The sequence below is a fragment of the Leifsonia sp. NPDC056665 genome, from assembly GCF_042791795.1.
Lineage (GTDB): Bacteria > Actinomycetota > Actinomycetes > Actinomycetales > Microbacteriaceae > Leifsonia.
This window is the reverse complement of record NZ_JBHTXK010000003.1, coordinates 148,295-174,346: the sequence shown is the minus strand read 5'-3', so window position 1 is coordinate 174,346 and position 26,052 is coordinate 148,295. Positions and strand designations below refer to the sequence as shown.

Sequence of the window (26,052 nt, the reverse complement as noted above, 5' to 3'; positions counted from 1 at the left end):
GTGTGCGTGAGATCCGCTCCCTGACCGTCGTCGCCCCGGGCATCCTCTTCGTCGAGGGCCCGGCCTCCAACTGGACCGTCTTCCACGGGCGCGGGCATGTCGAGCTGGTGGACTGCGGCTATCCGGCCGACCGCCCGCTGGTCGAGGCGTCGATCCGCTCGACCGGGCTCGAGGTGTCGGCGCTCACGCGCATCATCGTCACGCACGGGCACTCCGACCACCTGGGGGCGGCGCGCGACTTCAGCGAGCACTCCGGGGTGGAGGTGCTGGCAGCCGCCAGCGAACTCCCGAACGTCCGCCGCGAGACCACCGAGCAGGTCACCGTCGCCGACCTGCTGCCGGTCGCCCTCCGCCGTGGCACCATCCCCTGGGCCGTCTCGGCCATCCGGGCGGGCGGCCTCGGCGACGTCGGCGTCCCGGCCGCGCAGGCCATCACGGCCGACGCGATCGCGCTGTCGACCGGCCACCGCCTGGAGGTCGTGCCCACGCCCGGTCACACGACGGGGCACGCGTGCTTCTTCGAGCCGGACGCCGAGGTGCTGATCACCGGCGACGCGCTCGTGACCGGGCACGCGCTGCTCGCCGACGAGGGTCCGCTGCAACAGCTTCCGACGTTCTTCCATCACGACGCCGACGGGGCGGAGGCGAGCGCGCGACGGCTCAGCCTGTGCGACGCGCGCTGGGTGCTGCCGGGCCACGGGCCGGCGCTGCGGCTGTAGAGCGCGCTACCGCTTCGCCCTTGCCGGCACTGGCCGCTGCTCGTCCGAGCCCGTCCGCTCATCGCCTGCCACCGGCGGCACCGTCAGCTCCCCCGGCGCCGCGAACTCGCTCGGCTCCGCGAGCGTGATCGGCGTGTTGTGGATGTGGATGCGCGCACGCGCGGCGGACGCCGGCGCCAGCGGACGACGCGCGACCGGGCGCACCGGCTCGCCGCGGCGGTCCTGGCCGGGCAACGGGCGCGAGCGGCGGCCGTAGATCAGCGACGACGAGTCGAGCAGCCACGGCACGAGCGCCACGGTCACGCCGTGGCACAGCATGAGCTGCTTGCTGAGCCTGCGCGCGCGGTGGTTGTGCAGCAGCGACTCCCACCAGTGCCCGACGATGTACTGCGGCAGGTAGACCGTCACGACCTCGGAGCCGTGCTCCTCGCGGCGGTGCTTGAGGTACTTGATCAGCGGCACGCCGAAATCGCGGTACGGCGACTCGATGACCGTCAGCGGCACGTGGATGTTCTGCTCGATCCACTGCCGCTGCAGCTTCTGCGTCGCCTCCTCCTCGATCGAGACATGCACGGCCTCGATGGAGTCGTGACGGGCGGCGATCGCATAGTCCAGCGCCTTGAGGGCCGGCTTCTGCATCTTGCCGATCAGCACCACCGCGTGGTCGCCGACGCTGCCGAAAGTCGTGACCGGGTCGACCTCGATCTCCTTCTCGACATCCCGGTAGTACCGGTTCACGCCGAGCATCAGGAACCAGAGGATCGGCATGAAGATGAACACGAGGTATGCGCCGTGCGTGAACTTCGTGATGGTGACCACGATGAGCACGACGAAGGTCAGCGTCGCGCCGAACGCGTTGATGCAGAGCGAGCGGACGATGGAGCTGCGCTCGCGCGAGCTCAGCACGGCGTTGCCGTCCTTGCCGCTGCCGCGCAGCAGCGAGACCCAGTGCTTCACCATCCCGGACTGGCCGAGCGTGAACGACACGAACACGCCGATGATGTAGAGCTGGATGAGCTGCGTCAGGTTCGCCTGGTAGACGAGCAGCAGGACCGTCGCGGCGAGCGCCAGCAGGATCATGCCGTTCGAGTAGACGAGGCGGTCGCCGCGGGTGTTGAGCGCCTTGGGAGCGTACGAGTCGCGGGCGAGCACCGAGCCGAGCAGCGGGAAGCCGTTGAACGCGGTGTTCGCCGCGAGCAGCAGCACGACCGCCGTGGCGGCCTGCACGATGAAGAAGAAGAAGGTGTTGTTGCCGAACGTCGCCGCGGCGATCTGCGCGATGAGCGAGCGCTGCGGGGAGGTCGCGCACTGCGCCCAGCCCTGGAGGTCGCACGGGTTCTCCGCGTAGTGGACGCCGCTGATCAGCGCAGTGGCGGTGAGGCCGGCGAACAGGACGATCGCGATGCCGCCCATCAGCGCGAGGGTGGTGCGGGCGTTGCGGATCTTGGGCGTGCGGAAGGCGGGAACTCCGTTGGCGACGGCCTCCACACCGGTCAGCGCGGAACAGCCGCTGGAGAACGCGCGCAACAGCAGCAGCACCACCGCGGCCTGCGTGATGCTGCTGGTGTGCACGGAGTAGCCGGCCGACTCGGCGACCGGCGCGTGACCGAACGCCGTGCGGATCAGGGCCGTGACGACCATCACGAAGATGCTGCCGATGAAGATGTAGGTGGGGAGCGCGAACGCCTTGCTCGACTCCCGCACGCCGCGGAGGTTGACCGCGGCGAGGATGATCACGCAGACCACCGCGAGCTCGACGCGCCACGGCGCGAGGCCCGGCAGCGCCGAGATCACGTTGTCGACGCCGGACGCGACGGACACGGCGACGGTCAGCACGTAGTCGACCAGGAGGGCGGAGGCCACGATCAGGCCGGCCTTCTCGCCGAGGTTCTTGTGCGCGACCTCGTAGTCGCCGCCTCCCGAGGGGTAGGCCTTGACGAGCTGCCGGTAGCTCAGCACCACCGTGATCATCAGGACGACGACGGCCGTCGCCACCCAGGGGGCGAACGTCAGGAACGACAGGCCGCCGAGCAGCAGGATCATCAGGAGTTCCTGCGGAGCGTAGGCGACGCTGGAGAGTGCGTCTGACGCGAAGATCGGGAGCGCAAGGTGCTTCGGGAGTAGCTGTCCTTCGAGCTTCTCGCTCGGAAGCGGGTCGCCGATCAGCCACCGCTTCGGGGATCTCCCCTCATTTGTCACGAGGGACGACACTACTCGCTGCCAAAACCCTGTCAAATCGGCGCGTCGCGTCACCGCCGGAAGGCGATTCCGCAGACGCTTGGTCCGCACCTCGCGAGGCATCCGTTGCCGCGGATTCTCGCGGGATTCGGCTCGTCATCGGCCTCACTGGGAGCGAGATGAGCATGGGCTGGGACTTTCTGGAGTTCCTTGAAGAAAACCCGCTCTCACCGGCGGTTCAGCCGCGGCCGATCGCCTCGACGATCGCGCGCCGCACGCGGGTCAGCTCCTCCTTGAGGAGGGGCACGACGTTCTCCGGGAGTACGCCGCGGGCGGCCTGCGAGCGCAGGTCCGTGCGGAGCTGCTGGCGGAACTCGTTGATCGCGACCTCCGCCTCCCGTGCCGCGGCGTTGGCGGCCGAGCGGGCGTCGCGGCCCGCCTCGCGCGCCTCCTGCCGCGGGTCGACCCGCGTCGCGTCGCGCTTGGCCTCCCGCGCCGCCGAGGCCAGCTCGGCGCGCAGGGTGCGCATGGCGTCGTTCACGCCCGCGCGCACTTCGTCGGCGAGCCGGCGGACGGAGTCGGTGACCTCGTCCTCGATCGCGTCCAGCTCGGGCTCGCGGGCGGCGAGCTCGGCGCGGCCGGCGTCGGTGATCGCGTAGACGGTCTTGCGCCCGTCGGTCGTCTTGGTGACCAGCCCCTCCTCCTCCAGCTTCGCCAGCCGCGGGTAGATGGTGCCGGCGCTCGGCACGTAGGTGCCGCCGAAGCGATCGCTCAGCGCCTGGATGAGCTCGTAGCCGTGCCGGGGCGACTCCGCCAGGAGGCTCAGCAGGTAGAGGCGGAGGTTGCCGTGGGCGAAGACGGGGGTCACGCCGACGCCTCCTCCTGGGCCGAGGAGCTGCGGAGCACCGAGACGGCGCCGGAGACGGAGTTGACCGTGATGTCGACCCAGTAGCCGTCGAGGCTGCCGGTGGTCCCGGTGTACCCCTTTCCTGCCGAGCCGATGACCATCACGTTGTCGAGCTGCACCCGGCCGGAGACGGTGTTGGCGCGGTACCGGGCGCCCAGGGCCTCCGGGATGCGGATGGTCGTGTCGCCGGAGACGGAGTTGATCTGGACCTCGTCGGGGGTGCCGGCGAGGTCGACCATGATGTCGGCGGAGACGCCGTCGGCGCTGAACCGCGGGATCGTCCCGGTGGCAGTGATGTCCCCCGACACCGTGTGCGCGGTGATGCGCCCGGTGTGGCCGCGGGCCGAGAGCTCGCCGCTGACGGAGTTGAGCTCGAGGGCGCCTTCGAGGCCGTCGATGACGACATCCCCGGAGACGGTGCTGAGCCGGGCGTCGGTCTTCAGGCCCGAGATGAGGGCTCCGGCGGAGACGACGCCGAACTTGAGGGCGACGTCCCGCGGCACCAGCACGCTGACGTCGGCGCGGGCGCTGGACCGCATCGACTTGAAGACGTCGATGAAGTTGTCCCACCGCAGCTGCGGGTGGTCGATCTCCAGGCGGTCGTCTTCGATGGTGACCTTGAGGTCGCGGCCGGACACCGAGTGGACCTCCACCCGGGCCCCCGGCTCGTCGTGGCCGATGATGTCGATCTGGCCGCCCAGCAGCCCGACCTTGAGGGAGCGGACCAGCTCCACGTCGATCGTGCGGCTCTCGCCGGGCTGGATGAGCCACTTTTCCTGTGCCATGCTCTCGTGCTCCTTGCTTCGGTGACTCGCGATATATCGCGATGTTGACGTATTCACGATATATCGCGAGTTGGACGAGCGCAAGCGCCCGGCACGAATCTCAGGGTCGGCTCAGGGACATCCCCGACGCCGCCCGGTCAGCGGCGCGGGCGCGCGAGCCAGGGGTGCAGGAGGCGCGTGACGAACGGGAGCAGGAAGTACGTCATCGTCGGCGTCAGCAGGAGGGTCGTGATGAGGACCGTGGCGAGCGGCCAGAGCTGGTGCCAGCCGGGCACCAGATAGAACGTGAAGTAGGTGAAGACCAGCGAGAGCGGGAAGAACCCGAGCCAGATCGTGACGGCCTGCTTCCAGCGCGGCGGGGCGGCGGGGGCGCCGGGCTCCGGCTCGTCGAACCAGCCCTCGATTCCGGTGCGGCGCTCCACGCGCGACACCTCGACCAGCTCGCGGCCCTCGTACAGCCACTCGGCGCGCTCGTCGGAGGCCTCCCACACCTCCAGCGACGCGGCGTCGGCGAAGCGGTACAGCATGTGCCACTCGTGCGAGTGGGCGTTCGCGCGCACCCAGCCGGAGCCGAGGAAGCCCTCGTAGCCGTTGGCGAGGTTGACGCCCGCCTGGACCCAGTGGGTCACCTCGGGGAGGCGATCGGGGTCGACGCGGCGGGTGATCGAGACGGTGACGGGGATGCGCGGGGGGAAGTCCGGGTTCTGCGCTTGTGGCGCGGAGACGTTCGGCTCTTGTGGAGTCATGCGTCCATTGTCGCCGCCGCGGGTTACGCGCGCGTTTCGGCGGCGAGGTTCCGTCGAAGGGCACGCAAACGCCCCTAAACGCGCATTTTAGGGGCGTTAACGTGCCCCTCGGCGGATGGAGGGGGGTCAGCGGGGGCCGAGGAGGGTGGCGCCGTCGCGCACGACGAGCTGGGGGATCACCAGGCGGTGCCGCGGGTCGTCGACACTGGAGCGGACCCGGCCGCCGTGAGCGCCGGTCAGCAGTTCGAGCACGCCGGCGGCCACCTCCTCCAGCGGCTGGCGCACGCTGGAGAAGCCGAGCGACGCGGCGACCGGGGTGTCGTCGTACCCGATCACGGGGATGCTGCCACCTGTCGCGGTCAGGGCGCCGAGGGCGAGCGAGTCGGAGGCGCAGACGACGGCCTCCACGTCGGCACGGGCGGCGAGCGTCCGCATGGCCTCCGCGCCGAAGGTCACGCCGTCCTCGGAGGCCTCCTCCAGCGTCGCGAGCGTCGCGTCGTCGACGACCTGCGCCTCGCGCATCGCCTCCAGCCAGCCCGCCCGGCGGTCGTCGCCGGTGCCGGAGCCGGCCGGCCAGCCGAGGTAGCCGATCCGGCGGAGGCCTCGGGCGAGGAAGTGGTCCGTCGCCTCCCGCAGACCCGACCGGCCGTCCACGTCCACCCAGAGGTGCAGCGGGTCGGTCATGTCGTCGATGCCCCACGGGCGGCCGAACGTGACGAAGGACTGGCCGTGCTCGATCAGCCACTCAGTGCGCGGGTCGCCGTGGAACGTGGAGGTCAGCACGAACGCGTCCACGTCCGCGCCGTCAGAGAGCCGGCGGAACTGCTCGATCTCGTCCTCCGGGCCGTCCGCGGTGAACAGCAGGACGCGCAGGCCCTTGCGGTCGGCCTGCTCGGTGAGGGCGTGCAGGAAGCGGTCGAGCACGCTGCCCGAGATGCCGTCGCGGGTCATCGGGTCGAGCCGGATGCCGATGGTGGAGCTCTTCTGGGTGCGCAGCCGTCGGGCGGAGGCGTGCGGCCGGTAGCCGAGCGAGCGGATGGCCTCCTCGACGCGCTCGCGGGTCTCCGGGCGGACGATCGCCGGGGTGTTCAGCACGTTGGAGACGGTCTGCCGCGAGACGCCCGCGGCGTCGGCGACGTCGCTGACCGTCGGCTGTGCGCCCATGCTGCTCCTTCTCCGGCGCGCTCCCGGCAGGTCGGAGACGCCGTCTCAGACCTTACCGCTGCGCGTTCGCGCTGGCCCGCTGCCCCGCTTGACACGTCCCGAAGGCCGTGACTATGGTGACAGCGTCCCCGTTTGATCGTTCAAAATGCACTGTAGCATCATCGAATTTGATCGATCAAAGAGGAGCCCCCGGAACCGAGACCACAGCCATCCACCACTTCGGCGACCCCCACCGCGTGAGCCCGGCCGTTCGGGCACACTCACACCAAGGAGAGAAACACATGCGAAGAATCACATCCCGCTGGCTCGCGGGCGGCGCCGTCGCCGCCGCGGCCGCACTCGCCCTCACCGCCTGCGGCTCCGGCTTCGGCGGCAGCGGCAGCGGCAGCAGCGACACCGGCAAGCTGACCTCGTCGAACAAGGCGCTGACGGTCATGATCGGCTCGTCCGGCGACGCCGAGACGGCCGCGGTCAAGTCCGCCGTCGGCGACTGGACGAAGAGCTCGGGCACCAAGGCCAGCGTCGTGGCCGCGAGCGACCTCAACCAGCAGCTCTCGCAGGGCTTCGCGGCGAAGAAGCCGGCGGATGTGTTCTACCTCTCGACCGACGCGCTCGCCGGCTACGCCTCCAACGGCTCGCTGCTCGCATACGGCGACCAGCTCGCCAACAAGAGCGACTTCTACCCGAGCCTGGTCAAGTCCTTCACCTACAACGGCAAGTTCTACTGCGCGCCGAAGGACTTCTCCACGCTCCAGCTCGTCATCAACAAGGACATGTGGAGCGCCGCCGGCCTCACGGACAGCGACATCCCCAAGACCTGGGACCAGCTCCAGGCCGTCTCCAAGAAGCTCACCGGCAACGGCCACGTCGGCCTCGGCATCTCGGGTGAGTACGCTCGCATCGGCTCCTTCATGGTGCAGGCGGGCGGCAACCTGATGAACGACGACAGCACCAAGGCGACCGCGAACAGCGACGCCAACGTCAAGGCGCTCGACTTCGTCAAGACGATGCTCAACGCGGGCGACCTCAAGTACGCCAAGGACCTCGGCGCGGGCTGGGGCGGCGAGGCGTTCGGCAAGGGCCTGGCCGCGATGACCATCGAGGGCAACTGGATCACCGGCGCCATGAAGACCGACTACCCCAACATCAAGTACCAGGTCGCCGAGCTCCCGGCCGGCCCCGCCGGCAAGGGCACCCTCCAGTTCACCAACTGCTGGGGCATCGCCGCCGACAGCCCCAACCAGGCCGCAGCGCTCAAGCTCGTCGAGAAGCTGACCAGCAAGGGCGACCAGCTCGCCTTCTCCCAGGCGTTCGGCCCGATGCCGTCGATCAAGTCCGCCGCGAGCGAGTGGAAGTCGGCCAACCCCGACCTGGTGCCGTTCCTCAACGCCGCCGACTACGCCAAGGGCGTTCCGACCGCCAAGGGCGCGGCCGACGTCGTGACCGACCTCAACAGCAAGCTGGAGACGCTGGCCACGAGCGACCCGAAGACGATCCTCGACGCCACGCAGAAGAACCTCGAAGCGCTGAAGTAAGGATCCCAGACACCATGTCGCAAGCCACGAGTCGGTCTCGCCGTTCCGGAATCCGGCGCGGCGAGGCCGCCTCGGGGTGGTTGTTCACCGCCCCGGTCATCCTGCTGCTCGGCGTGTTCCTCGTCATCCCGGTGCTCATGGCGCTGTGGGTCAGCTTCTCCGACTGGGGAGGGCGCGGCAGCCCCTTCTCGTCCGACGTGAACTTCGTCGGGCTCAAGAACTACTCGACGCTGCTCGCCGGCGGCGGCCTCGCCGAGTCGGACTTCGGAACGGCGCTGAAGAACAACGCCTGGTACGTCGTCCTGGTCGTCCCGATCCAGACGGCCGTCGCCCTCTTCCTCGCGGTGCTCGTCAACCGCGCCATCCTCCGTGGGCGCGGCTTCTTCCGCACCGCCTTCTACTTCCCGTCGGTGACCAGCTCGGTCGCCATCACCGTGCTGTGGCTGTTCCTGTTCAGCACGTCGGGAGCGGTGAACAAGGTGCTCTCCTGGTTCGGCATCAACGGACCGAACTGGTTCAACGACCCGAGCGGCATCATCCACAACTTCCTCGGCCTCTTCGGCGTCACCACCGGCCCCGCCGCCCTCACCCAGAACACGCTGCTCGGCGTCTCCTGGTGGGACTGGCTGGGCGGGCCGTCCGTCGCGATGACGGCCTACATGATCATGGCCGTGTTCACCACGAGCGGCACCTTCATGCTGCTCTTCATCGCCGCACTGCAGAACCTCGGCGGCGACATCACCGAGGCCGCCATGATGGACGGCGCCAACGGCTGGCAGCGGTTCTGGCGCATCACGCTCCCGCAACTGCGCCCCACGCTCTTCACCGTCCTGACCCTCGGCCTGATCGGCTGCTGGCAGGTCTTCGACCAGATCTACACCGGCAGCAAGGGCGCGCCGAGCAAGACCACGCTGACCCCGGCGTACCTCTCGTACCAGACCTCGTTCACCAATCAGGAGTGGGGTCAGGGCGCCGCGATCGCGTTCATCCTGTTCATCATCATCGTGCTGTTCACGATCTTCCAGCGCTGGGTGCTGCGAGAGCGCCCGGTGTCCAAGCGGCGCATGAGGCCGTACGACGCGATGGTCATCGCGGCGACCGCGCCGAGCAACTCGTCCGGCTCCGGCCTGAAGGGAGGCCAGGCATGACCGCCACCACGTCCACCGTCTCACCCGCCACCACGACATCGCCTGGCGCCTCGGCTCCGCGCCCGGTGCGCCGGCGCCGCCGCACGACCGGCAGCATCGCCGCCACGTCCGTCAGCTACGCGATCCTCGCCGTGCTCGCAGTCGTGTACATCATGCCGTTCCTCATCCAGCTCGCGACCTCGTTCAAGACCGACGCGGACGCGTCGGCCAACCCGGTCTCCCTCATCCCTCAGGTGTGGACGACGGCGGCGTACACCAAACTGTTCCTCAACTCGGACTTCCCGCTCTGGTTCATGAACTCGGCGATCGTGACCGTCGTCGTGACCCTCGGCCGCGTGTTCTTCAACTCGCTCGCCGGCTACGCCCTCGCGCGGCTGCACTTCCGGGGCCGCGGATTCGTGTTCGCCGGGCTGGTCGCGGTCATGTCGGTCCCGATGGTCGTGCTGCTCATCCCGAAGTTCCTGGTGATCAACCAGCTCGGCATGTACGACTCGTACACCGGCATGATCCTGCCGCTGCTCACCGATGCGGCCGGCGTCTTCATCATGAAGGGCTTCTTCGAGTCGATCCCCGCGAGCGTCGAGGAGCAGGCGCGTATCGACGGCGCAGGCACCTTCCGGGTGTTCTGGTCGATCGTGCTGCCGATGGCGCGGCCCGCGCTCATCACGATCATCATCCTGTCCTTCCAGGGGTCGTGGAACGAGCTCGCGCACTTCATCGTCTCGACGCAGGACCCGGCCCTCACCACCCTGACCAAGGGCGTCGCGGGGCTCGCGAGCGGACAGCTCAGCCAGGGCAGCCAGTACCCGCTCAAGCTCGCCGCCGCGGCGATCATGACCATCCCGGTCGCCGTGCTGTTCTTCATCTTCCAGCGCCGCATCATGAACTCCAGCGACGGAGCGGTGAAGGAGTGACGGCCATCGCACCGACCATCCTGGCCACCTGCGGAGGTCTGGTCGCCGGAGACTGGACGGACTCCCGCTACGGTCCGCTCCTCCAGCACGCGATCGAGCTGGCGCAGGTCGTCGGACGCCGGCCGAGAGTCGCCCACATCAACACGGCGGGCGGCGACCAGCGGCACGTCGAGGGCGCCGAGCTGGAGGCCGCGCGACTCGCGGGCGTCGAGGCCAGCCACGTCCGGTTCTTCCCGCACCCGAACACCCCGGACCTGCGCGAGCACATCCTCGCCCAGGACGTCGTGTGGGTCAGCGGAGGGAGTCTGCTCAACCTGCTGGCCGTCTGGCGCGCGCACGGGCTCGACGAGATCCTGACCGAGGCCTGGCAGCGCGGCGTCGTGCTCGCCGGCGGCTCGGCAGGCGGGCTGTGCTGGCACGAGGGCGGAACGACGGCCTCCCGCGGCCCGGACATCTCCGCGCTGGCGGATGGGCTCGGACTGGTGCCGGGGTCGCTCGCGGTGCACTACGACTCCGACCCGCGCCGCCGGCCGGCGCATCAGGCGGCGGTCGCCTCCGGCGAACTGCCCGGCGGGTACGCGCTCGAGGAGGGCACCGGCCTGGTCTACCAGGGCTGGACGCTGGTCGACGTCGTCTCCGAACGGGAGGGCGCGGCCGTCTGGCGCGTGCAGGGCACGGACCCCGGTGGACGGGGCGGCGTGACCGAGACGCGGATCGAGCCCCGCGTGCTCCCCGGCCTGACGACAGCCGGCCCGGCGCAATCCCCCAACACATTTACATCCCCATCCCCATCCACATCCCCGATCGAGGAGGCGCGAACGCCCCGATGACCCAGCCGCTCCAACCCCTGCTGCACGACAGCGTCGTGGTGCTCACCGCGCCCAGCCAAGCCTGGTCCGCCGCGGACGGCACCATCGACGGCGGCGGGATCCACGGGTTCTTCCACTCCGATCTCCGGGTGCTCGACCGCATCCTCCTGACCGTCGGCGGCGACCTGCCCGAGCACATCGCCACGGCCGGCCCCGACGCGGCGAGCGCCGTCTTCACCTCGCTCGCCCGCCGGATCGACGATGCCACGGCCGACCCGCGCGTCCGGCTGGACCGCACCCGCACCGTCGTGGCGGGCAGCCTGCGGGAGCGGATCGTCCTGCGCAACGCCCTCCGCACTCCCCTCACGACGACGGTCGAGGTCTCCGTCCGCGGCGACTTCACGCCCATGCAGACGGTCAAGGCCGGGCTGACGGGCGCGGAGCACGCCGTGTCGGCCGAATCCGTCGAGGAGGGCGTCGTCTTCCGCTCGGGGCCCGTGACCGCACGGTTGATCGCGCCCGGCGCGCGCGTCACGGCCGACGGCCAGGACGCCGTTCTCGCCTGGGACGTCGAGGTGCCGGCCCACGGCTCTGTCACCCTCGACTGGACCATCGACGTCGACGACCCGACCGCCGTCGTCGCGGGCGCCTCCCCGTCGGCCGAGTGGGCCGCGTTCCGCGCCACCACCGGCGACTCCCGCCTCGCGTCCTGGCTCGACCGGGCGCTCGCCGACCTCCAGTCGCTGCGGATGTCCACCACCTCGCGACCAGACGACACGTTCCTCGCCGCCGGCGCCCCCTGGTTCTTCACGCTGTTCGGCCGCGACTCGCTGTGGACCGCGCGCCTGCTGCTGCCGCTCGGCACCGACATCGCCGCCTCCACGCTCCGCGTGCTGGCGCACTTCCAGGGCACCGAGACCATCGGAGAGAGCGCCGAGCAGCCCGGCAAGATCATGCACGAGCTGCGTCCGGCCACGCTCACCATCCCGGGTGAGGACGTCGTGCTGCCGCCGCTCTACTACGGCACGGTCGACGCGACCGCGCTCTGGATCGGTCTCCTCCACGACGCGTGGAAGTGGGGCCTGCCCGACGACCAGGTGCGCGAGCTGCTCCCCGCGATGCAGGCGGCGCTCGCCTGGATGCGCGACCACGGCGACAGCGACGGCGACGGCTTCCTGGAGTACGTGGACACCACCGGTCACGGCCTCGCCAACCAGGGCTGGAAGGACTCGGGAGACTCCATCCAATGGAAGGACGGCACCCTCGCGGACGGCCCGATCGCGCTCTGCGAGGTCCAGGGCTACGCCTACGAGGCCGCGGTCGGAGGCGCCGAACTGCTCGATGCGTTCGGCCTGGACGGCGCGGACGAGTGGCGCGACTGGGCCGCGCAGCTCAAGAGCCGCTTCGCCGAGTCGTTCTGGATCGACGACCCGGCCGGCTCCTACCCCGCCGTCGCGCTCGACGCCGCCAAGCGGAAGGTCGACACCGTCACCAGCAACATCGGCCACCTGCTCGGCACCGGCATCCTCACCCCGGAGCAGTCGACCATGATCGCCCACCGGCTGGCGTCGCCGGAGCTGTCGTCCGGCTACGGCCTGCGCACCATGTCGACGGACTCGGGCGGCTACTGGCCGCTCAGCTACCACGGCGGCTCGGTCTGGGCGCACGACACCGCGATCGCGATCGTGGGACTGTCGCGCGACGGCCACACCGCGGAGGCCGACCTCCTCGGTGACGGCCTGCTGGCCGCGGCGGACGGCTTCGGCTACCGGATGCCCGAGCTCCACTCGGGCGACTCCGCCGAGCTGACCAGCGCGCCGATCCCCTACCCGGCCGCCTGCCGCCCGCAGGCCTGGTCGGCGGCTGCGGCGGTCGCGGTCCTCTCGGCCCGCCTCGGCCTCCGCGCCGACGCCCAGACGGGCTCGCTCGACGTGCACCCCACGCCCGGCGCAGGCGCCATCCGCGTGAGCGGCCTGCGCTTCGCCGGCACCCCCCGCGACCTGGAGGTCTGACCCCCGCGGATTCGTGCCGAATGTGGCGTTTGCCGCGGCGATAAGCCACATTCGGCACGAATCTGGGGCCTAGATCTGCGCCATGATCTGGCGGGCGATGACGCGGCCGGCGCGGTTCGCGCCGATCGTGCTCGCCTGCGGGCCGTAGCCGGCGAGGAAGATCCGCGAGTCATGCCACGACGCACCGGACGCCACCGTGAGGCCACCGGACTTCTCGCGCAGCTTCAGGGGCGCGAGGTGCCTGAGCTCCGGGCGGAAGCCGGTCGCCCAGACGATCGCGTCCGCCTTCGTCGTCGAGCCGTCCGCCCAGACGACGCGGTCGGGCTCGATGCGGGAGAACATCTCCCGCTCCACGAGCAGCCCGCGGTCGATCCCGGCCGCGACGCGGCGCGTACGCGGCACGCCGGTTCCGCTCACGATGCTGGGCAGCGCCTGGCCGGCGCGGGCCGCCGCGTCCTGGGCGGAGACCGCGGCCACGCCGCCCTCGATCGTCAGCTCCGACTCGTTGCGGAAATCCACCGGGCGGCGGGTCGCCCAGGTCAGGCTCTCGGCGACGCCCTCCAGCTCCAGCAGGAAGCCGATCGCGCTCGTGCCGCCGCCGACCACCACGACCGACTTCCCGGCGAGCTCCTGCGCCGACACGTACGTCGACGTGTGCACGTGACGCCCGGCGAAGTCGTTCATCCCCGGATACCACGGGATGAACGGCGCACCCCAGGTGCCGGACGCGTTCACGACGACCCGGGTGCGCGTCTCGCCGCGGTCGTGGGCGACGACCAGGTCCGCTCCGCGGTCGAACACGCGTGAGACCGTCACCGGACGCTGCACCTGGAGGCCGTAGTGCTCCTCGTAGCGGCGGTAGTAGCCGGCGACGATGTCCTTGGCCGGGAGGGCGCGGTCCGCGGTCTCGAAGCTGAGACCCAGCTCCGCCATTCCCGGGAGGTCGTTCACGTGGTGGGCGCTGCCGAGGCGCAGCGCGTCCCACCTGTGCTGCCAGGCGCCGCCGGTGCCGGGGCCGCGATCGAGGATCACGAAATCCTGGCCGGGGACCAGTTCGAACCGGCGCAGGTAGTAGGCGACCGCCAGCCCGGCCTGGCCGGCGCCGACGATCACCACCTGGGTGTCGGTCATGCCACTGATCACGCGCTCATTCCATCATCCGACGCTGTGCGGGAACTCGGGGTCCACGAGGGTCACCATGCTAAACTCGATGCTAGTTTTCACTGTTTCTACTGGATCCCCGGGTGCCATTCCCCGGGCATGACCAAAAGGGGGTCACGCATGGGGCGCGGCCGTCAAAAGGCAAAGCACACCAAGATCGCTCGTCAGTTGAAGTCGTTCAGTCCGAACGTCAACTACGACGCGCTCGAGCGTGAGCTCACCGGACATTCCCACCACGACGACGAGCACAACTACGACGCGTGGGCCGACTACAACCCGGATGGCGACGACGACACCCCAGGGTACGACGACGCCGACGAAGACGAGTACGAGGACAGCGAGTCCGAGACGCCGAAGCGCGCCTGAGCGCGCCAGCGTCATCCCCGCGATCACCCGAGCGGGCGGCGTGAACCGCTGACGAACCTCCGACCGCACACCCGTGCGCTCAGAGCCACCCTTGCCGCGTCGCGATCGCGACCGCCTCGGATCGGTTGCGCGCGCCCGTCTTGCCGATCGCGCTCGACAGGTGGTTGCGCACGGTCCCGTCGCTGAGGTGGAGGCGGCGCGCGATGTCGGTGATCGTCCCGCCCTGGCCCGCCACCGCGAGCACCTCGGCCTCCCGCACCGTGAGCGGCGAAGCCCCGGAGGCCAGCGACTCGGCGGCGAGCGCGGGGTCGACGACGCGCAACCCGGAGGCGACACGGCGGACGGCGTCGGCGAGCTGTCCGGAGGGCGTGTCCTTCACGATGAACCCCGCGGCCCCGGCCTCCATCGCCCGCCGCAGGTAGCCGGGGCGGCCGAACGTCGTCACGATCAGCGAGCGGCACGACGGCAGGTCGCGCGCGAGCTGCGCGGCGACCTGGATGCCGTCGAGCCCCGGCATCTCCACGTCGAGCAGTGCGACGTCGACGGCGGAGGTGCGCGCGGCGTCGAGCACCTCGTCGCCGCGGCCGACCTGCGCGACGACCTGCAGGTCGGTCTCGAGGTCGAGGAGGGCGGCGAGGGCGCCGCGGACGAGGGCCTGGTCGTCGGCGAGCAGCAGTCGGATGGTCACGCGGCCAGCCTCCTCACCGTCAGCAGCGTCCCGCCGCGCGGCCCGGCCTCCACCGTCACCGCGGCGCCGAACTCCCGCGCCCGGTCGGTCAGTCCCGCGATCCCGGACCCGCGCACGAGCTCGCGCCGCTCCGCCCCGAACGGGGCCGGCCCGCGGCCGTCGTCCTCGATGCGCAGGGCGTACGGCTCGACCGTCACCCAGCAGTTGCGGGAGCCGGAGTGCCGGATCACGTTCGTCACGCCCTCCCGCAGCACCCAGCCGAACAGCTCGCGCAGCTCGGGCGCGACGTCCTCGCCGTTGCGCGGCAGGTGCGCCTGGATGTCGGCGGCCGCCAGCCCCGCCTGCGCGGCGGCGAGCTCCGTGGACAGGCTCATCTCGCGGTAGCCGGCGACGGCGGCGCGCAGGTCGGCGAGGGCGGAGCGGGTGAGGCGTTCGATGTCGGCGAGCTCGTCCTCGGCGCGACGCGGGTCGACGGGGATCAGCCGGCGTGCGAGCTCCGACTTCACCGTCACCACGGTCAGCGAGTGGCCGAGGACGTCGTGCATGTCGCGCGAGAACCGGGCGCGCTCCTCCACCACCGCGAGCCTGGCGATCTCGCCCTGCGCGTTCCGCAGCCGGCGGAGGGTGTCGATCTGGCGGGCGAACGCGCTCATCATGATGCCGATCGAGACCGTGATCAGGGCGATGAACCAGGCGTCCGCGAAGGTGCCGGAGAGCAGGAACACGACGACCTGCACGGCCCCGAGGGCGCCGATGATCGTGTTCGCGACCCAGGTTCGGGCGATCGACATGCCGGCGACGCACGCGACGTAGACCCAGGTCCAGAGCGTGTCGATGCCGATGAACGGGAGGAGGGTCAGCGTGAGCGCGAAGTACGCCAGCACGCCGATCAGCCGGGTGCGCTCGCCCTCCCACCACAGGATGGGCGGGAGGGCGAGGAACCCCACGTAGACGAGCGCGAGCAGCGCGGTCGCGACGACCTTGGTGCCCACGGCGCCGGAGGATGTCCACAGGCTCACGATCACGGAGATCTGGTAGAGCAGGCCGATCACCGCTCCGGGGTACCAGCGGAAGGCGGAGCGGTGCGTCAGCCGCGCCCACACGCCGGTGGGGCGGTACTCCTCGACGTCGCTGGTGAACACGTCCCTAACCCTAGCCAGCCGGAGCCCGTCGCCCGCGGCTCAGCCGCGCGCCGCGTCGCGCCGGTAGCGCCACACGATCAGCGCGCCGAGGGCGAGCGTCCACGCGGTCAGCACGAGCGCGGGCGTGAGGGCGTCGCCGCTCTGCAGCGCGCCGAGCTGCCCGACCCGGTTGAGCCAGTACGACGGCACGGCCTGCGCGACATTCGCGACCCAGGCGGGGAAGATCTGCAGCGGGATCCACAGTCCGCCCAGCACGGCCATCCCCATGAACACGGCCATGAACAGCGGCTGCGCGAACTCCGGCTTGGCGAACTGGCCGATCAGGATTCCGAGCAGGGCGAACGGCACGACGCCGGCCCAGATCGCCAGGCAGGCGAGCATCCAGCTCATCGCCGGGAGGTCCGGGTGGTAGAGCGCGATCGACACCCCGACGATGATCACGATGCTGAGCAGCGCGAGCGCCAGGGCCGCGACCAGCTTGGAGATCAGGTAGCCGGTGCCGGTGAGCGGGGTGACCCGGAGCTGGCGGTTCCAGCCGAGCGAGCGCTCGGTGACGATGTTGAACGCCTGCGACAGGGCGGCCATCATGCCGCCGTACGCGGAGACCTGGATGGTCGTGACGACGATCCACGGGAGGTGGGTGACGGCGTCGACCTGCCCGCGGCCTCCGAACGTGCCGCCGAAGGCCAGAAGCATGACGAGCGGGACGGCGAGGGTGAAGATCATGGCGCGCATGTTCTTGAGCTGGCGGAGGGACTCGCGGCCCAGGTAGGCGATGCTCATCGGAGGGCTCCTTCGGAGAGAGGGGTCGTGGTCGGCGCGCTCGCGTCGTCCCGCGACTCGGTGAGGGCGAGGAACGCGTCGTCCATCGTGTGCGCGGTGACCTCGATGTCGTGGAGGTCGTCGTGCGCGGCGAGGAGGGCGCGGAGCGTGGCGTCGGAGTCGTCGCTGACGATCGTGAGGCGTCCGTTGCGCTGGTCGACCGAGCGGACGCCGGGGAGGGCCCCGAGCCCGGCGGCGACCTCCGGGGTCCAGGCGAAGCCGGCGGTGGCGGCGATCCGGCGCCCGGACACGACGGCCTTCACCTCGGCGGGAGTGCCGTCGGCGACCACCCGGCCGCGGGCGAGCATGACGATCCGGTCGGCGTAGGCGTCGGCCTCGTCGAGGTAGTGCGTCGCGAAGACGACGGTGCGGCCCTGGTCGGTGAACTCCCGCATCGAGAGCCAGAAGGTGCGCCGGGCCTCCACGTCCATCGCCGCGGTCGGCTCGTCCAGGAACAACAGGTCCGGGTTCGACACGACGGCGACGGCGAACCGCGCGCGCTGCATCTGGCCGCCGGACAGCTTGGAGACGCGCTGCTTGGCGATCTCGGTGCAGCGGGCGCGCTCGAGGGCTTCGGCGACGCTGAGCGGATGCCGGTGAGCCGACGCGACGAGCGCCACGGACTCCGCGACGGTGAGGGTGGGGAGCAGCGCGCCGCCCTGCAGCATCGCGCCGACCCTGCCCTCCCGGATCGCCGCGCGCGGGTCGCCGCCGAACAGCTCGGCGGTGCCGGCGGTCGGGCGCGCGAGGCCGAGCGCGAGGTCGATGGTGGTCGACTTGCCTGCGCCGTTGGGGCCGAGGAGGGCGATGACCTCCCCGGCCCGCACGGTGAGGTCGACGCCGTCGACGGCGGTGAGCGACCCGAAGGTCTTGCGGAGGCCGCTGAGGCGGATTGCTGGTGAGGTGTTCACCATCCCAGAGTGCCGGGTGGGCGGCGGGGCCGCGCAGGGGGCGCGTCAGGGATTCGGGGTGACGTTTGTCATGGGCCCGGTCTGCGTCAGAGCAGCCCGTCGCGGGAGCGCGTCGACCGGACGAGGCCGATGACGCCCGCGATCCCTCCGATCGTGATCAGGCCGGCGCCGAGGAGGAGCAGGAGGTCCTGGCCGACCGGCGCGCTCACGACCGGCGTGTGCGCGGTCGGGTCGCCCTGCGGAAGCGCGGAGGCCGCAGCCGCCGAGTCGCCGCCTCCCGCGGCGACCGACGCCGGGGCCGCGGCCGGGACCGCCGGCAGCGACACCATCGCGACGGCAGCGCTGACGTCCGCCGTCGCGCGCTGCAGCACGACGAAGAACACGGAGGCCGGCGAGCCGGGCGTGCGGGCGGGCAGGCTCACCGTGGTGGTCGCGTCCGTCTGGCCGGCGGCGAGCGCGAGGGTGCCGGAGGCGGCCACGTAGTCGGGCCCGGCGTGCGCGGTGCCGTCGACCGTCGCGAAGTCCACCGTGACCGGGGCGGAGGCGCCCGCGCGGGTCACGTGGACGGTGACGGACGTGCTGCCCGTGACGACGCTGTCGGCCGCGACCGCGAGTGCACCGGACGCGGCCGTGACGGTCACGGGCGCGGTGGCCGTCGCCGGGCGAAGGGTGGACCCGCTCGCGGGAGTGAAGGTCGCGGTGATCGTGTGCGCGCCGGCGGTCGGGGCGGTCAGGTCGGCGCGCGCGACACCGCCCACGCCGACGGGCGCGGTCGTGGAGGCCACCCCGTCGACCGCGAAGGCGACGGTCCCGGCCTCCGGCGGCCCGAGCAGGAACCGGGTGACGGTCGCCGACACGGCGATGGCGCCGGAGGTCGCCGCCGGTGCGCTGAGCACGATCGCGGTGGCGTCGGTGCACGCCGGGGCGGAGGCGTCGATGGTGACCGACCGGCCGCCCAGCGTCCAGGTCAGCGACGGCTCGGCCGCGGCATCCACCGTCAGCAGCCACTCGCCGTGGTGCTCGCCCGGCAGGAAGGTCGACGGCTGCCCGCGGTCGGCGGCGCCCGGCGACAGGTCGTCGACGCCGGAGCCGGGGGTCACGGTGACCGGGGTGGAGGCCGACGAGCGGTGACCGAGGACCACGGTGCGCGAGGTCACGGCGCCCAGCGGGGCGTCCTGCACGCAGTCGACGAGCGGGGTGAGTGCGTCGGACGCGGCTGTGGGTGTCGGAGTCGGCGTGGGGGTCGGTGTCGGGCTCGCGAACGCCGGCGCCCCCGCGACCGCCACGGCGACGAGCGCCGCCCCCAGCGCGCACGCCAAGCGGAGGCTGGCATGGGGGGTCACAGCCGCCACTCTAGCGGGAGGCCGCGACCGCCCGCGCGTCCACGAACGGGTCACGTCGCGGGCCGTCGCGAACGGAGGAGATCAGGCGCCCGGAGGTGCCGGATAACAGTTAGCGGAGGAGATCAGCCTGCTGTGGAGGGCGAAGTCCTCCGTTAGCCACGCGGAGGTCGCGGCTCAGCCGGGGGCGGCTCAGCCCGCGTAGGCGCCGACCAGGCGGACGGCGCCGCCGTCGACGCCCTTGGCGCCCTGCTCGAAGCCGGCCAGGTCGCGGGCGGCAGTGGACACCACGCCGGCGCGCCAGGTGGGGATCCCGTCCGCGGTGAGCGCCGCGGCGATCGCGTCCGCGGCCTCCGGGGCCACGACGGCGAACATCCCGATGCCGAGGTTCCAGGTGCCCTCCGACGACTCCAGGGAGCTGCCGGCCAGGTCGCTCAGCACGCGGAACACCGGGCTCGGCGACCAGGTCGAGCGGTCGACCTCCACCCACGAGCCGACCGGGAGGACACGCGCCAGGTTCGCGGCGATGCCGCCTCCTGTCACGTGGCTGAGCGAGTGGACGGCGCCTGTGAACCTGGAGCTCTCGAGCACGCGCAGCAGCGGCGACGTGTAGAGGCGCGTCGGCTCCAGGAGGGCCTCGCCCACGGTGCCGCCGAAGTCGTCCAGCTTGTCGGTGAAGGCGATGCCGCGCTGCGCGAGGATGTGCCGCACGAGCGAGAAGCCGTTCGAGTGGATGCCGGACGACGCCAGCGCCAGCACCACGTCGCCGTCGCGGACGCGCTCGGCGCCCAGCAGCTCCTCGGCCTCCACCGCGCCGACCGCGGCGCCCGCGACGTCGTAGTCGTCCGGGCCGAGCAGGCCGGGGTGCTCGGCGGTCTCGCCGCCGACCAGCGCCGTGCATGTCGCCTCGCAGGCGCGGGCGATCCCGGCGACGATCGCCGCGATCCGCTCGGGGACGACCTTGCCGCACGCGATGTAGTCGGTCATGAACAGCGGACGCGCGCCCACCACGACGATGTCGTCCACGACCATCCCGACCAGGTCCTGGCCGATGGTGTCGTGCTTGTCGAGCGCCTGCGCGATCGCGACCTTGGTGCCGACGCCGTCGGTGGAGGTCGCGAGCAGCGGACGGCGGTAGACCTTCAGCGCCGACACGTCGAACATGCCCGCGAAGCCGCCGACCCCGCCCAGCACCTGCGGGCCCTGCGTGCGCGCGACCGCGGCCTTCATCAGCTCGACGGCGCGGTCGCCGGCGGCGGTGTCGACACCGGCGGCGGCGTAGGAGGACGACGAGGATGCGGTGGGCTCAGTCACTGCTCCATCGTATCCGGGGCGACGGGCCCGCTCGCGCCCTACTCCTGGCGCCCCGGGTCGCCGTACGCGATCAGGCGCTCGTACTCCGAGTCGGGCCCGGGCTCGCAGCCGTCGCTCGACTCGTCGGCGCCGTCGTCGGTGTCCGCGACGGTCGCCGCGCGCTCCTCCGGACGCTCCAGGAGGTTCTTGCCCAGGTGGTGCGCGTCCGGCAGCTCGATCGGGTACACGCCCGTGAAGCACGCGGTGCAGAGGCGCTCGCGCGGCTGCTCGGTGGCGGCGATCATGCCGTCCTCCGACAGGTAGCCGAGCGAGTCGGCGCCGATGGACTGTCGGACCTCGTCCACGCCGAGGCCGGTCGCGATGAGCTCCGCGCGCGAGGCGAAGTCGATGCCGTAGAAGCACGGCCAGGTGATGGGCGGGCTGGAGATGCGCACGTGCACCTCGGCCGCTCCGGCCTCCCGCAGCATCGAGACGAGCGCGCGCTGCGTGTTTCCGCGCACGATCGAGTCGTCGACCACCACGAGCCGCTTGCCCTTGATGACCTCCTTGAGCGGGTTCAGCTTGAGCTTGATGCCGCGCTGGCGGATGGTCTGCGACGGCTGGATGAACGTGCGGCCGACGTAGGAGTTCTTGACCAGGCCCTGACCGAACGGGATGCCGGACGCCTGCGCGTAGCCGATCGCCGCAGGCGTTCCTGACTCGGGCGTCGGGATGACGAGGTCGGCCTCCACCTCGTGCTCGCGGGCGAGCCGGCGGCCCATCTCGACGCGCGCCTCGTAGACGCCGCGGCCCGCGATGGTGGTGTCCGGCCGGGCGAGGTAGACGTACTCGAAGACGCAGCCGGCGCGCTTCTCGGCGGCGAAGCGCTGCGTGCGGAGGCCGTTCTCGTCGATCACGATCAGCTCGCCGGGCTCCACCTCGCGAACGAAGCTCGCGCCGACGATGTCGAGCGCCGCGGTCTCGGAGGCGACCACCCAGCCGCGCTCCAGCCGGCCGAGCACCAGCGGGCGGACGCCCTGCGGGTCGCGCGCCGCGTACAGGGTGTGCTCGTCCATGAAGACCAGGCAGTAGGCGCCGCGCAGCCTCGGCAGGACCTCCAGGGCGGTGGCCTCCAGCGTGTGGTCGAGGTCGCCGGTGAGCAGCGCGGTGACCACAGCGGTGTCGGTCGTGTTGCCGCGGGACAGCTCGCCGTCGAGCTGCGGGTAGCGGTCGTGCACGAGCTGCATGAGCTCGGCGGTGTTGGTCAGGTTGCCGTTGTGGCCGAGCGCGACGGTGCCGCTGGAGGTGCGGCCGAGCGTAGGCTGCGCGTTCTGCCAGCTGGAGGCGCCGGTGGTGGAGTAGCGCGTGTGGCCGACGGCGATGTGGCCGGTCAGCGAGTTGAGCGCGTTCTCGTTGAAGACCTGGGAGACGAGGCCCATGTCCTTGTAGATGAGGATCTTGTTGCCGTCGCTCGTCGCGATGCCCGCGGACTCCTGCCCGCGATGCTGCAGGGCGTAGAGGCCGAAGTAGCTGAGCTTGGCGACCTCCTCGCCGGGCGCCCACACCCCGAAGACACCGCAGGCGTCCTGCGGGCCCTTCTCGCCTGGCAGAAGATCATGACTCAGGCGACCGTCGCCTCCGGCCACAGCGGGCCCCTTTCGTCAGGGTGTCGGGATGTTCAGCTGTCGACGGACGGGCGGGAGCCGTTGCCCCGTGAGTCGTCCGGTCGTGGACCCGGCTCCGCGTCGCGCTCGGTGTAGAGCTCGGCGCCGGCGTCGGGAAGGCGCACGTCGATTCTATCCGCCTGGACGGTGCGTGCCCGGCGGGAGACCGCGCGGTCGATCAGGAGGGCGACCAGCGCGCCGACGGCGACGCCGATCGTCGCGCAGATCGCCAGCAGGAAGCCGAAGACCTGGCCGCGGTCGTAGGTGGGGTTCGCGGGGAACGCGAAGGTGAGGATGAGCGCGATGACGGCGAAGACGATGGCGCCGGTGAGCATGAAGCGGAAGTACCGCGGCGAGCGGTGGACGCGCACCTCGGCCTCGGTGACGGTGGCGTCGACCTCCGGGTCGGGGGCCGGCGCGGCGTCGGGGGCCGGCGCGGCGTCGGGGGCGGGCTGCCCGGGTTCGGCGGCGTCGGCGGCGTGCGCCTCTTCGGGCACGGCGGACTCCTCCGGGTTCGAGCTCATGCCTCCATTCTCTCGCACCGCACCTGAGCGGACGCCCACTGCTGAGCGGGCTGTGGAGCGGGGTCCGGTCGCTGTCAGAAGCGGAGCGGGAGGAGGCCCTCCAGGGTCGCCCGCTGGCCGGACGCGTGCACGGAGCCGGACGCGATCCCGGCATCCCAGGCGAGGCTCCCGGAGGCCAGGGCCAGCCACGTCGCGGCGTCGGTCTCGATCACGTTCGGAGGGGTGCCGCGGGTGTGCCGCGGGCCCGGGATGCACTGCACGGCGCCGAACGGCGGCACCCGCACCTCCACGGTGTTGCCCGGCGCCCGCTCGGCCAGGAGCTGGAGCAGATAGCGCACCGCCGTCGCCGTCGTGTTGCGGTCGGCGCCCTCCGCGAGCGCACCGCGCACCGCCGCGCCGCCGACCTCGTCGGTGATCTTCGCTCGTGCCATGCCCTCCATCCTCCCCCATCCGTCGTTTCCGGAGTTGTGTACGCAACACGCCGCACCAGGGCGTGCACAACTCCGGAATCGATGGCTTGTCGACGCGCCCTCTAGCATGGGTCGCGTGAAGATTCTGGTCCTCGGTTCCGGTGCCCGCGAGCACGCCATCATCACCGCGCTCCTGGCCGAGGAGGCCGGGCACGCGATCGTCGCGGCCCCCGGCAACGCCGGCATCGCCGCCGACGTCCCCGTCGAGACCGGCCTCGACCCGCTGGACGGCGCCGCGGTCGCGGAGTACGCGATCGAGAACGGCATCGAGCTCGTCGTCATCGGCCCGGAGGCTCCCCTGGTCGCCGGTGTCGCCGACCCGCTGCGCACGCGCGGCATCCCGGTGTTCGGCCCCGGCCGCGCGGCGGCGCAGCTGGAGGGCTCCAAGACCTTCGCCAAGCGGATCATGGAGGAGGCCGGCGTCCCGACCGGCCGCGCCGCCCAAGCGAGCACCCTCGCCGAGGCCGAGCGCGCGCTCGACGAGTTCGGCGCGCCCTACGTCGTGAAGGCCGACGGGCTGGCCGCGGGCAAGGGCGTCATCGTCACCTCCGATCGCGCAGCGGCCGTCGACCATGCGCGCCACTACCTCGCGCAGGGCGGCGTCCTGATCGAGGAGTTCCTCGACGGTGAGGAGGTGTCGCTGTTCCTCGTCAGCGACGGCCACACCGTCCTCCCGCTGAGCCCGGCGCAGGACTACAAGCGCCTCCTCGACGGCGACGCCGGCCCGAACACCGGAGGGATGGGCGCGTACTCGCCGCTCCCCTGGCTGCCCGAGAACTTCGTGGACGAGGTCATCGAGACCGTCGCCCTCCCGACCGTCCGTCAGCTCGCGGCCGAGCAGACGCCGTTCATCGGCCTCCTCTACTGCGGGCTGATCGTGACGTCGAAGGGCATCCGCGTGATCGAGTTCAACGCGCGCTTCGGCGACCCGGAGACGCAGGTCGTGCTGCCGCGGCTGGTGACGCCGCTGTCGTCGCTGCTCTACGCGGCGGCGACCGGCGAGCTGTCCGGGATGCCGCGCCCCGAGTTCGCGCTCGACACCGCGGTGACCGTGGTGCTCGCGAGCGAGGGCTACCCGGAGGCGCCGCAGACCGGCCGGCCGATCACCGGGCTGGACGAGGCGGCGCAGGTCCCGGAGGTCACCATCGCCCACGCCGCGACCGCGCTGGACGCCGACACGGGCGCGCTGCTGGCGACCGGGGGCCGCGTGCTCTCCGTCGTTGCGCGCGGCACCACCTTCGACGAGGCCCGCGAGCGCGCCTACGACGCGGTCGCCCGCATCCACCTCCCCGGCGCGCAGTACCGCACCGACATCGCCGCCCGCGTCGCCCGCTCCTGAGCGAGCCGCGCCGCTATCCCTTCCGGAGTTATGTACGCAACGCGCCGGTGATGGGCGTACACAACTCCGGAATTGTTGGATGCGGGGGGCTACGCGAGGAGGCGGGTGAGGAAGGGGTTGGTGAAGCGGGAGTCGGGGTCTAGGGAGGCGGCGAGGGCGCGGAAAGCGTCGAGGCGCGGGTACAGGGCGGGGACGACGCCGTCGACGTCGAGGTACAGCTTGCCCCAGTGCGGGCGGGCGCCGAGCGGGAGCAGGGCGGCCTCCAGCGCCGGCAGCACGGCCTCCACGCCGGCCTGGTCGCGGAACCACGTGAAGTGGAGGCCGACCACGTCCGTGCCGTACGCGCTCGACAACCACAGGTCGTCGGCCGTGACCGTGCGGATCTCGCTGATCTGCAGCAGCGGCGCGATCACCGGGCCGAGCTCGCGCACCGCCTGGATGGCCTCCACCGCCCGCGCCCGCGGCACCAGGTACTCGGACTGGATCTCCTCGCCGTTGGACGGCGTGAACTCGAAGCGGAAGTGCGCGAGACGCTCGCTCCACGGGCCGGCCACGCCCAGCTGCTCGGTCGTGTTGCGGACGTCCATCGCCGCGATCATGTGCCGCGGCTCGGTGAGGGCGGGCGCGCCGAAGAAGTCGTCGCCGATCGGCGTGGCGGCGCCGTCCAGCTCCTTCAGCCAGGCGAGCGAGACGGCGTCCTCGTCCCAGGTCGTGAAGAGGGAGACGCTGTACGCCGCAGAGGTGACGTCGTCGAGCCGCGAGGTCACGGCCTCCCACGGGACGCCGCCGAACAGACGCTGCCGCACGTCGAAGGTCGGCCGGATGTCGAGCACGACCTCCGTCACCACCCCGAGAGCGCCGAGCGAGACCGCCGCGCCCTCGAAGCCGGCGTCGCCGCGCGCGAAGTCGACGAGCTCACCCGAACCGGTGAGGATGCGGAGCGCGGCGACCGCGGTCGACAGGTTGCCGTTGCGGTCGCCCGAGCCGTGCGTCGCCGTCGCGATCGCACCGGCGACGGAGATGTGCGGCAACGAGGCGAGGTTGTGCAGCGCCCAGCCCGCGGCCTGGAGCTCGCGGGCGAGGTCGCCGTACCGCACGCCTCCGCCCACGGTCACGGTGCGCGTCTCCGCGTCGATGCGGATGTCCGCCGGGAGGCCGGCCGTGCTGACCAGGACGCCGTCGGTGTCGGCCAGGTCGTTGAACGAGTGCCTGCTGCCGAGCGCCCGCACCGAGGTCGCGCCAGCCACGACCTCGCGGAGCTCCTCCACGCTGGTCGGGCGCGCGATCCGCTGCGCTCGGTACTCGTGGTTTCCTGCCCAGTTCTTCTCGCTCACCAGGGTCCCTTCTCGACGTCGACGCGGTGTCCGCAGGGTCCCAGTCTAGGGATGTGACCGTGCACATTTCGCGCCTCCCCG

At 71.6% G+C, this 26,052-nt stretch carries 24 protein-coding genes; 8 read left to right on the top strand and 16 right to left on the bottom strand.

What is annotated here, in order from left to right; translation table 11 throughout:
• Positions 1-2: 2 nt before the first annotated feature.
• A complete protein-coding gene (locus tag ACFQ9V_RS05115; protein WP_382458083.1) occupies positions 3-719 on the top strand; it encodes an MBL fold metallo-hydrolase in 717 nt (238 codons plus the stop codon).
• Positions 720-725: 6 nt separating this feature from the next.
• On the opposite strand, the gene ACFQ9V_RS05110 is transcribed toward ACFQ9V_RS05115, so the two are convergent.
• The 5 genes from ACFQ9V_RS05110 to ACFQ9V_RS05090 all read right to left on the bottom strand — a co-directional run bounded on the left by ACFQ9V_RS05110 (position 726) and on the right by ACFQ9V_RS05090 (position 6,499).
• Positions 726-2,885 (bottom strand): APC family permease, encoded by a 2,160-nt coding sequence (locus ACFQ9V_RS05110; protein ID WP_382458183.1) that lies wholly within the window; start codon positions 2,883-2,885, stop codon positions 726-728.
• Between the two features lie 250 nt (positions 2,886-3,135).
• Positions 3,136-3,765, bottom strand: a complete 630-nt coding sequence (locus ACFQ9V_RS05105) for a PadR family transcriptional regulator (RefSeq protein WP_382458082.1) — start codon at positions 3,763-3,765, stop codon at positions 3,136-3,138.
• Positions 3,762-4,589 carry a DUF4097 domain-containing protein gene (locus ACFQ9V_RS05100; RefSeq protein ID WP_382458081.1) on the bottom strand — a complete coding sequence of 276 codons (828 nt, stop codon included), beginning with the start codon at positions 4,587-4,589 and terminating at the stop codon, positions 3,762-3,764. Before ACFQ9V_RS05100 ends, ACFQ9V_RS05105 begins: the two co-directional genes overlap by 4 nt.
• Before the next feature lie 137 nt (positions 4,590-4,726).
• A complete protein-coding gene (locus ACFQ9V_RS05095; RefSeq protein WP_382458080.1) occupies positions 4,727-5,335 on the bottom strand; it encodes an antibiotic biosynthesis monooxygenase in 609 nt (202 codons plus the stop codon).
• A gap of 126 nt (positions 5,336-5,461) precedes the next feature.
• Positions 5,462-6,499 (bottom strand): LacI family DNA-binding transcriptional regulator, encoded by a 1,038-nt coding sequence (locus tag ACFQ9V_RS05090; RefSeq protein WP_382458079.1) that lies wholly within the window; start codon positions 6,497-6,499, stop codon positions 5,462-5,464.
• Positions 6,500-6,780: 281 nt separating this feature from the next.
• Here ACFQ9V_RS05090 and ACFQ9V_RS05085 point away from each other — a divergent pair, with 281 nt between their 5' ends.
• From ACFQ9V_RS05085 to ACFQ9V_RS05065, 5 genes are read left to right on the top strand one after another with little or no spacing between them, the layout of a single operon-like run.
• Entirely contained in the window at positions 6,781-8,034 is a 1,254-nt protein-coding gene (locus ACFQ9V_RS05085; protein WP_382458078.1) for an extracellular solute-binding protein, read from the top strand.
• A gap of 14 nt (positions 8,035-8,048) precedes the next feature.
• Entirely contained in the window at positions 8,049-9,182 is a 1,134-nt protein-coding gene (locus ACFQ9V_RS05080; RefSeq protein WP_382458077.1) for a carbohydrate ABC transporter permease, read from the top strand.
• Entirely contained in the window at positions 9,179-10,096 is a 918-nt protein-coding gene (locus ACFQ9V_RS05075; protein WP_382458076.1) for a carbohydrate ABC transporter permease, read from the top strand. Before ACFQ9V_RS05080 ends, ACFQ9V_RS05075 begins: the two co-directional genes overlap by 4 nt.
• On the top strand, positions 10,093-10,926 hold the full coding sequence (locus ACFQ9V_RS05070; RefSeq protein ID WP_382458075.1) for a Type 1 glutamine amidotransferase-like domain-containing protein: 834 nt from the start codon (positions 10,093-10,095) through the stop codon (positions 10,924-10,926). The genes ACFQ9V_RS05075 and ACFQ9V_RS05070 overlap by 4 nt, the downstream gene beginning before the upstream one ends.
• Positions 10,923-12,917 carry a glycogen debranching N-terminal domain-containing protein gene (locus ACFQ9V_RS05065; RefSeq protein ID WP_382458074.1) on the top strand — a complete coding sequence of 665 codons (1,995 nt, stop codon included), beginning with the start codon at positions 10,923-10,925 and terminating at the stop codon, positions 12,915-12,917. Before ACFQ9V_RS05070 ends, ACFQ9V_RS05065 begins: the two co-directional genes overlap by 4 nt.
• A 69-nt stretch (positions 12,918-12,986) precedes the next feature.
• Here the strand turns inward: ACFQ9V_RS05065 and ACFQ9V_RS05060 are convergent, their stop codons facing one another.
• A complete protein-coding gene (locus ACFQ9V_RS05060) occupies positions 12,987-14,048 on the bottom strand; it encodes an NAD(P)-binding domain-containing protein (RefSeq protein WP_382458073.1) in 1,062 nt (353 codons plus the stop codon).
• 150 nt (positions 14,049-14,198) lie between these two features.
• On the opposite strand from ACFQ9V_RS05060, the gene ACFQ9V_RS05055 reads away from it, so the two are divergent.
• Positions 14,199-14,444, top strand: coding sequence for a DUF3073 domain-containing protein (locus ACFQ9V_RS05055; protein ID WP_382458072.1), 246 nt, complete (start codon positions 14,199-14,201; stop codon positions 14,442-14,444).
• 79 nt (positions 14,445-14,523) lie between these two features.
• Here the strand turns inward: ACFQ9V_RS05055 and ACFQ9V_RS05050 are convergent, their stop codons facing one another.
• From ACFQ9V_RS05050 to ACFQ9V_RS05010, 9 genes are all read right to left on the bottom strand, one after another.
• Positions 14,524-15,132 (bottom strand): response regulator, encoded by a 609-nt coding sequence (locus ACFQ9V_RS05050; RefSeq protein WP_382458071.1) that lies wholly within the window; start codon positions 15,130-15,132, stop codon positions 14,524-14,526.
• A complete protein-coding gene (locus ACFQ9V_RS05045; RefSeq protein ID WP_382458070.1) occupies positions 15,129-16,274 on the bottom strand; it encodes a sensor histidine kinase in 1,146 nt (381 codons plus the stop codon). Before ACFQ9V_RS05045 ends, ACFQ9V_RS05050 begins: the two co-directional genes overlap by 4 nt.
• A 39-nt stretch (positions 16,275-16,313) precedes the next feature.
• Positions 16,314-17,057 carry an ABC transporter permease gene (locus ACFQ9V_RS05040; RefSeq protein ID WP_370054998.1) on the bottom strand — a complete coding sequence of 248 codons (744 nt, stop codon included), beginning with the start codon at positions 17,055-17,057 and terminating at the stop codon, positions 16,314-16,316.
• Positions 17,054-18,007 (bottom strand): ABC transporter ATP-binding protein, encoded by a 954-nt coding sequence (locus ACFQ9V_RS05035; protein WP_382458069.1) that lies wholly within the window; start codon positions 18,005-18,007, stop codon positions 17,054-17,056. The genes ACFQ9V_RS05040 and ACFQ9V_RS05035 overlap by 4 nt, the downstream gene beginning before the upstream one ends.
• Before the next feature lie 86 nt (positions 18,008-18,093).
• On the bottom strand, positions 18,094-19,350 hold the full coding sequence (locus tag ACFQ9V_RS05030; RefSeq protein WP_382458068.1) for a Calx-beta domain-containing protein: 1,257 nt from the start codon (positions 19,348-19,350) through the stop codon (positions 18,094-18,096).
• 189 nt (positions 19,351-19,539) lie between these two features.
• Positions 19,540-20,661, bottom strand: coding sequence for a phosphoribosylformylglycinamidine cyclo-ligase (purM, locus tag ACFQ9V_RS05025; protein WP_382458067.1), 1,122 nt, complete (start codon positions 20,659-20,661; stop codon positions 19,540-19,542).
• Positions 20,662-20,699: 38 nt separating this feature from the next.
• The gene (purF, locus tag ACFQ9V_RS05020; RefSeq protein ID WP_382458066.1) at positions 20,700-22,286 is read right to left on the bottom strand and encodes an amidophosphoribosyltransferase; all 1,587 of its coding nucleotides are present in this window, start codon (positions 22,284-22,286) and stop codon (positions 20,700-20,702) included.
• Between the two features lie 32 nt (positions 22,287-22,318).
• A complete protein-coding gene (locus ACFQ9V_RS05015; protein ID WP_382458065.1) occupies positions 22,319-22,828 on the bottom strand; it encodes a hypothetical protein in 510 nt (169 codons plus the stop codon).
• Between the two features lie 74 nt (positions 22,829-22,902).
• Complete coding sequence (locus ACFQ9V_RS05010; protein WP_382458064.1) at positions 22,903-23,259, bottom strand: sterol carrier family protein; 357 nt, start codon at positions 23,257-23,259, stop codon at positions 22,903-22,905.
• 115 nt (positions 23,260-23,374) lie between these two features.
• On the opposite strand from ACFQ9V_RS05010, the gene purD reads away from it, so the two are divergent.
• Complete coding sequence (purD, locus tag ACFQ9V_RS05005) at positions 23,375-24,637, top strand: phosphoribosylamine--glycine ligase (protein WP_382458063.1); 1,263 nt, start codon at positions 23,375-23,377, stop codon at positions 24,635-24,637.
• Positions 24,638-24,726: 89 nt separating this feature from the next.
• On the opposite strand, the gene ACFQ9V_RS05000 is transcribed toward purD, so the two are convergent.
• The gene (locus tag ACFQ9V_RS05000) at positions 24,727-25,971 is read right to left on the bottom strand and encodes an FAD-binding protein (RefSeq protein ID WP_382458062.1); all 1,245 of its coding nucleotides are present in this window, start codon (positions 25,969-25,971) and stop codon (positions 24,727-24,729) included.
• Positions 25,972-26,052: the final 81 nt, after the last annotated feature.

Bases quoted from the DNA above. Each gene is read 5' to 3' on its own strand.
- ACFQ9V_RS05100 (WP_382458081.1), bottom strand. From the start codon at position 4,589: ATGGCACAGGAAAAGTGGCTCATCCAGCCCGGCGAGAGCCGCACGATC.
- ACFQ9V_RS05095 (WP_382458080.1), bottom strand. From the start codon at position 5,335: ATGACTCCACAAGAGCCGAACGTCTCCGCGCCACAAGCGCAGAACCCG.
- ACFQ9V_RS05090 (WP_382458079.1), bottom strand. From the start codon at position 6,499: ATGGGCGCACAGCCGACGGTCAGCGACGTCGCCGACGCCGCGGGCGTC.
- ACFQ9V_RS05085 (WP_382458078.1), top strand. From the start codon at position 6,781: ATGCGAAGAATCACATCCCGCTGGCTCGCGGGCGGCGCCGTCGCCGCC.
- ACFQ9V_RS05080 (WP_382458077.1), top strand. From the start codon at position 8,049: ATGTCGCAAGCCACGAGTCGGTCTCGCCGTTCCGGAATCCGGCGCGGC.
- ACFQ9V_RS05075 (WP_382458076.1), top strand. From the start codon at position 9,179: ATGACCGCCACCACGTCCACCGTCTCACCCGCCACCACGACATCGCCT.
- ACFQ9V_RS05065 (WP_382458074.1), top strand. From the start codon at position 10,923: ATGACCCAGCCGCTCCAACCCCTGCTGCACGACAGCGTCGTGGTGCTC.
- ACFQ9V_RS05060 (WP_382458073.1), bottom strand. From the start codon at position 14,048: ATGACCGACACCCAGGTGGTGATCGTCGGCGCCGGCCAGGCCGGGCTG.
- ACFQ9V_RS05055 (WP_382458072.1), top strand. From the start codon at position 14,199: ATGGGGCGCGGCCGTCAAAAGGCAAAGCACACCAAGATCGCTCGTCAG.
- ACFQ9V_RS05040 (WP_370054998.1), bottom strand. From the start codon at position 17,057: ATGAGCATCGCCTACCTGGGCCGCGAGTCCCTCCGCCAGCTCAAGAAC.
- ACFQ9V_RS05015 (WP_382458065.1), bottom strand. From the start codon at position 22,828: ATGAGCTCGAACCCGGAGGAGTCCGCCGTGCCCGAAGAGGCGCACGCC.
- ACFQ9V_RS05010 (WP_382458064.1), bottom strand. From the start codon at position 23,259: ATGGCACGAGCGAAGATCACCGACGAGGTCGGCGGCGCGGCGGTGCGC.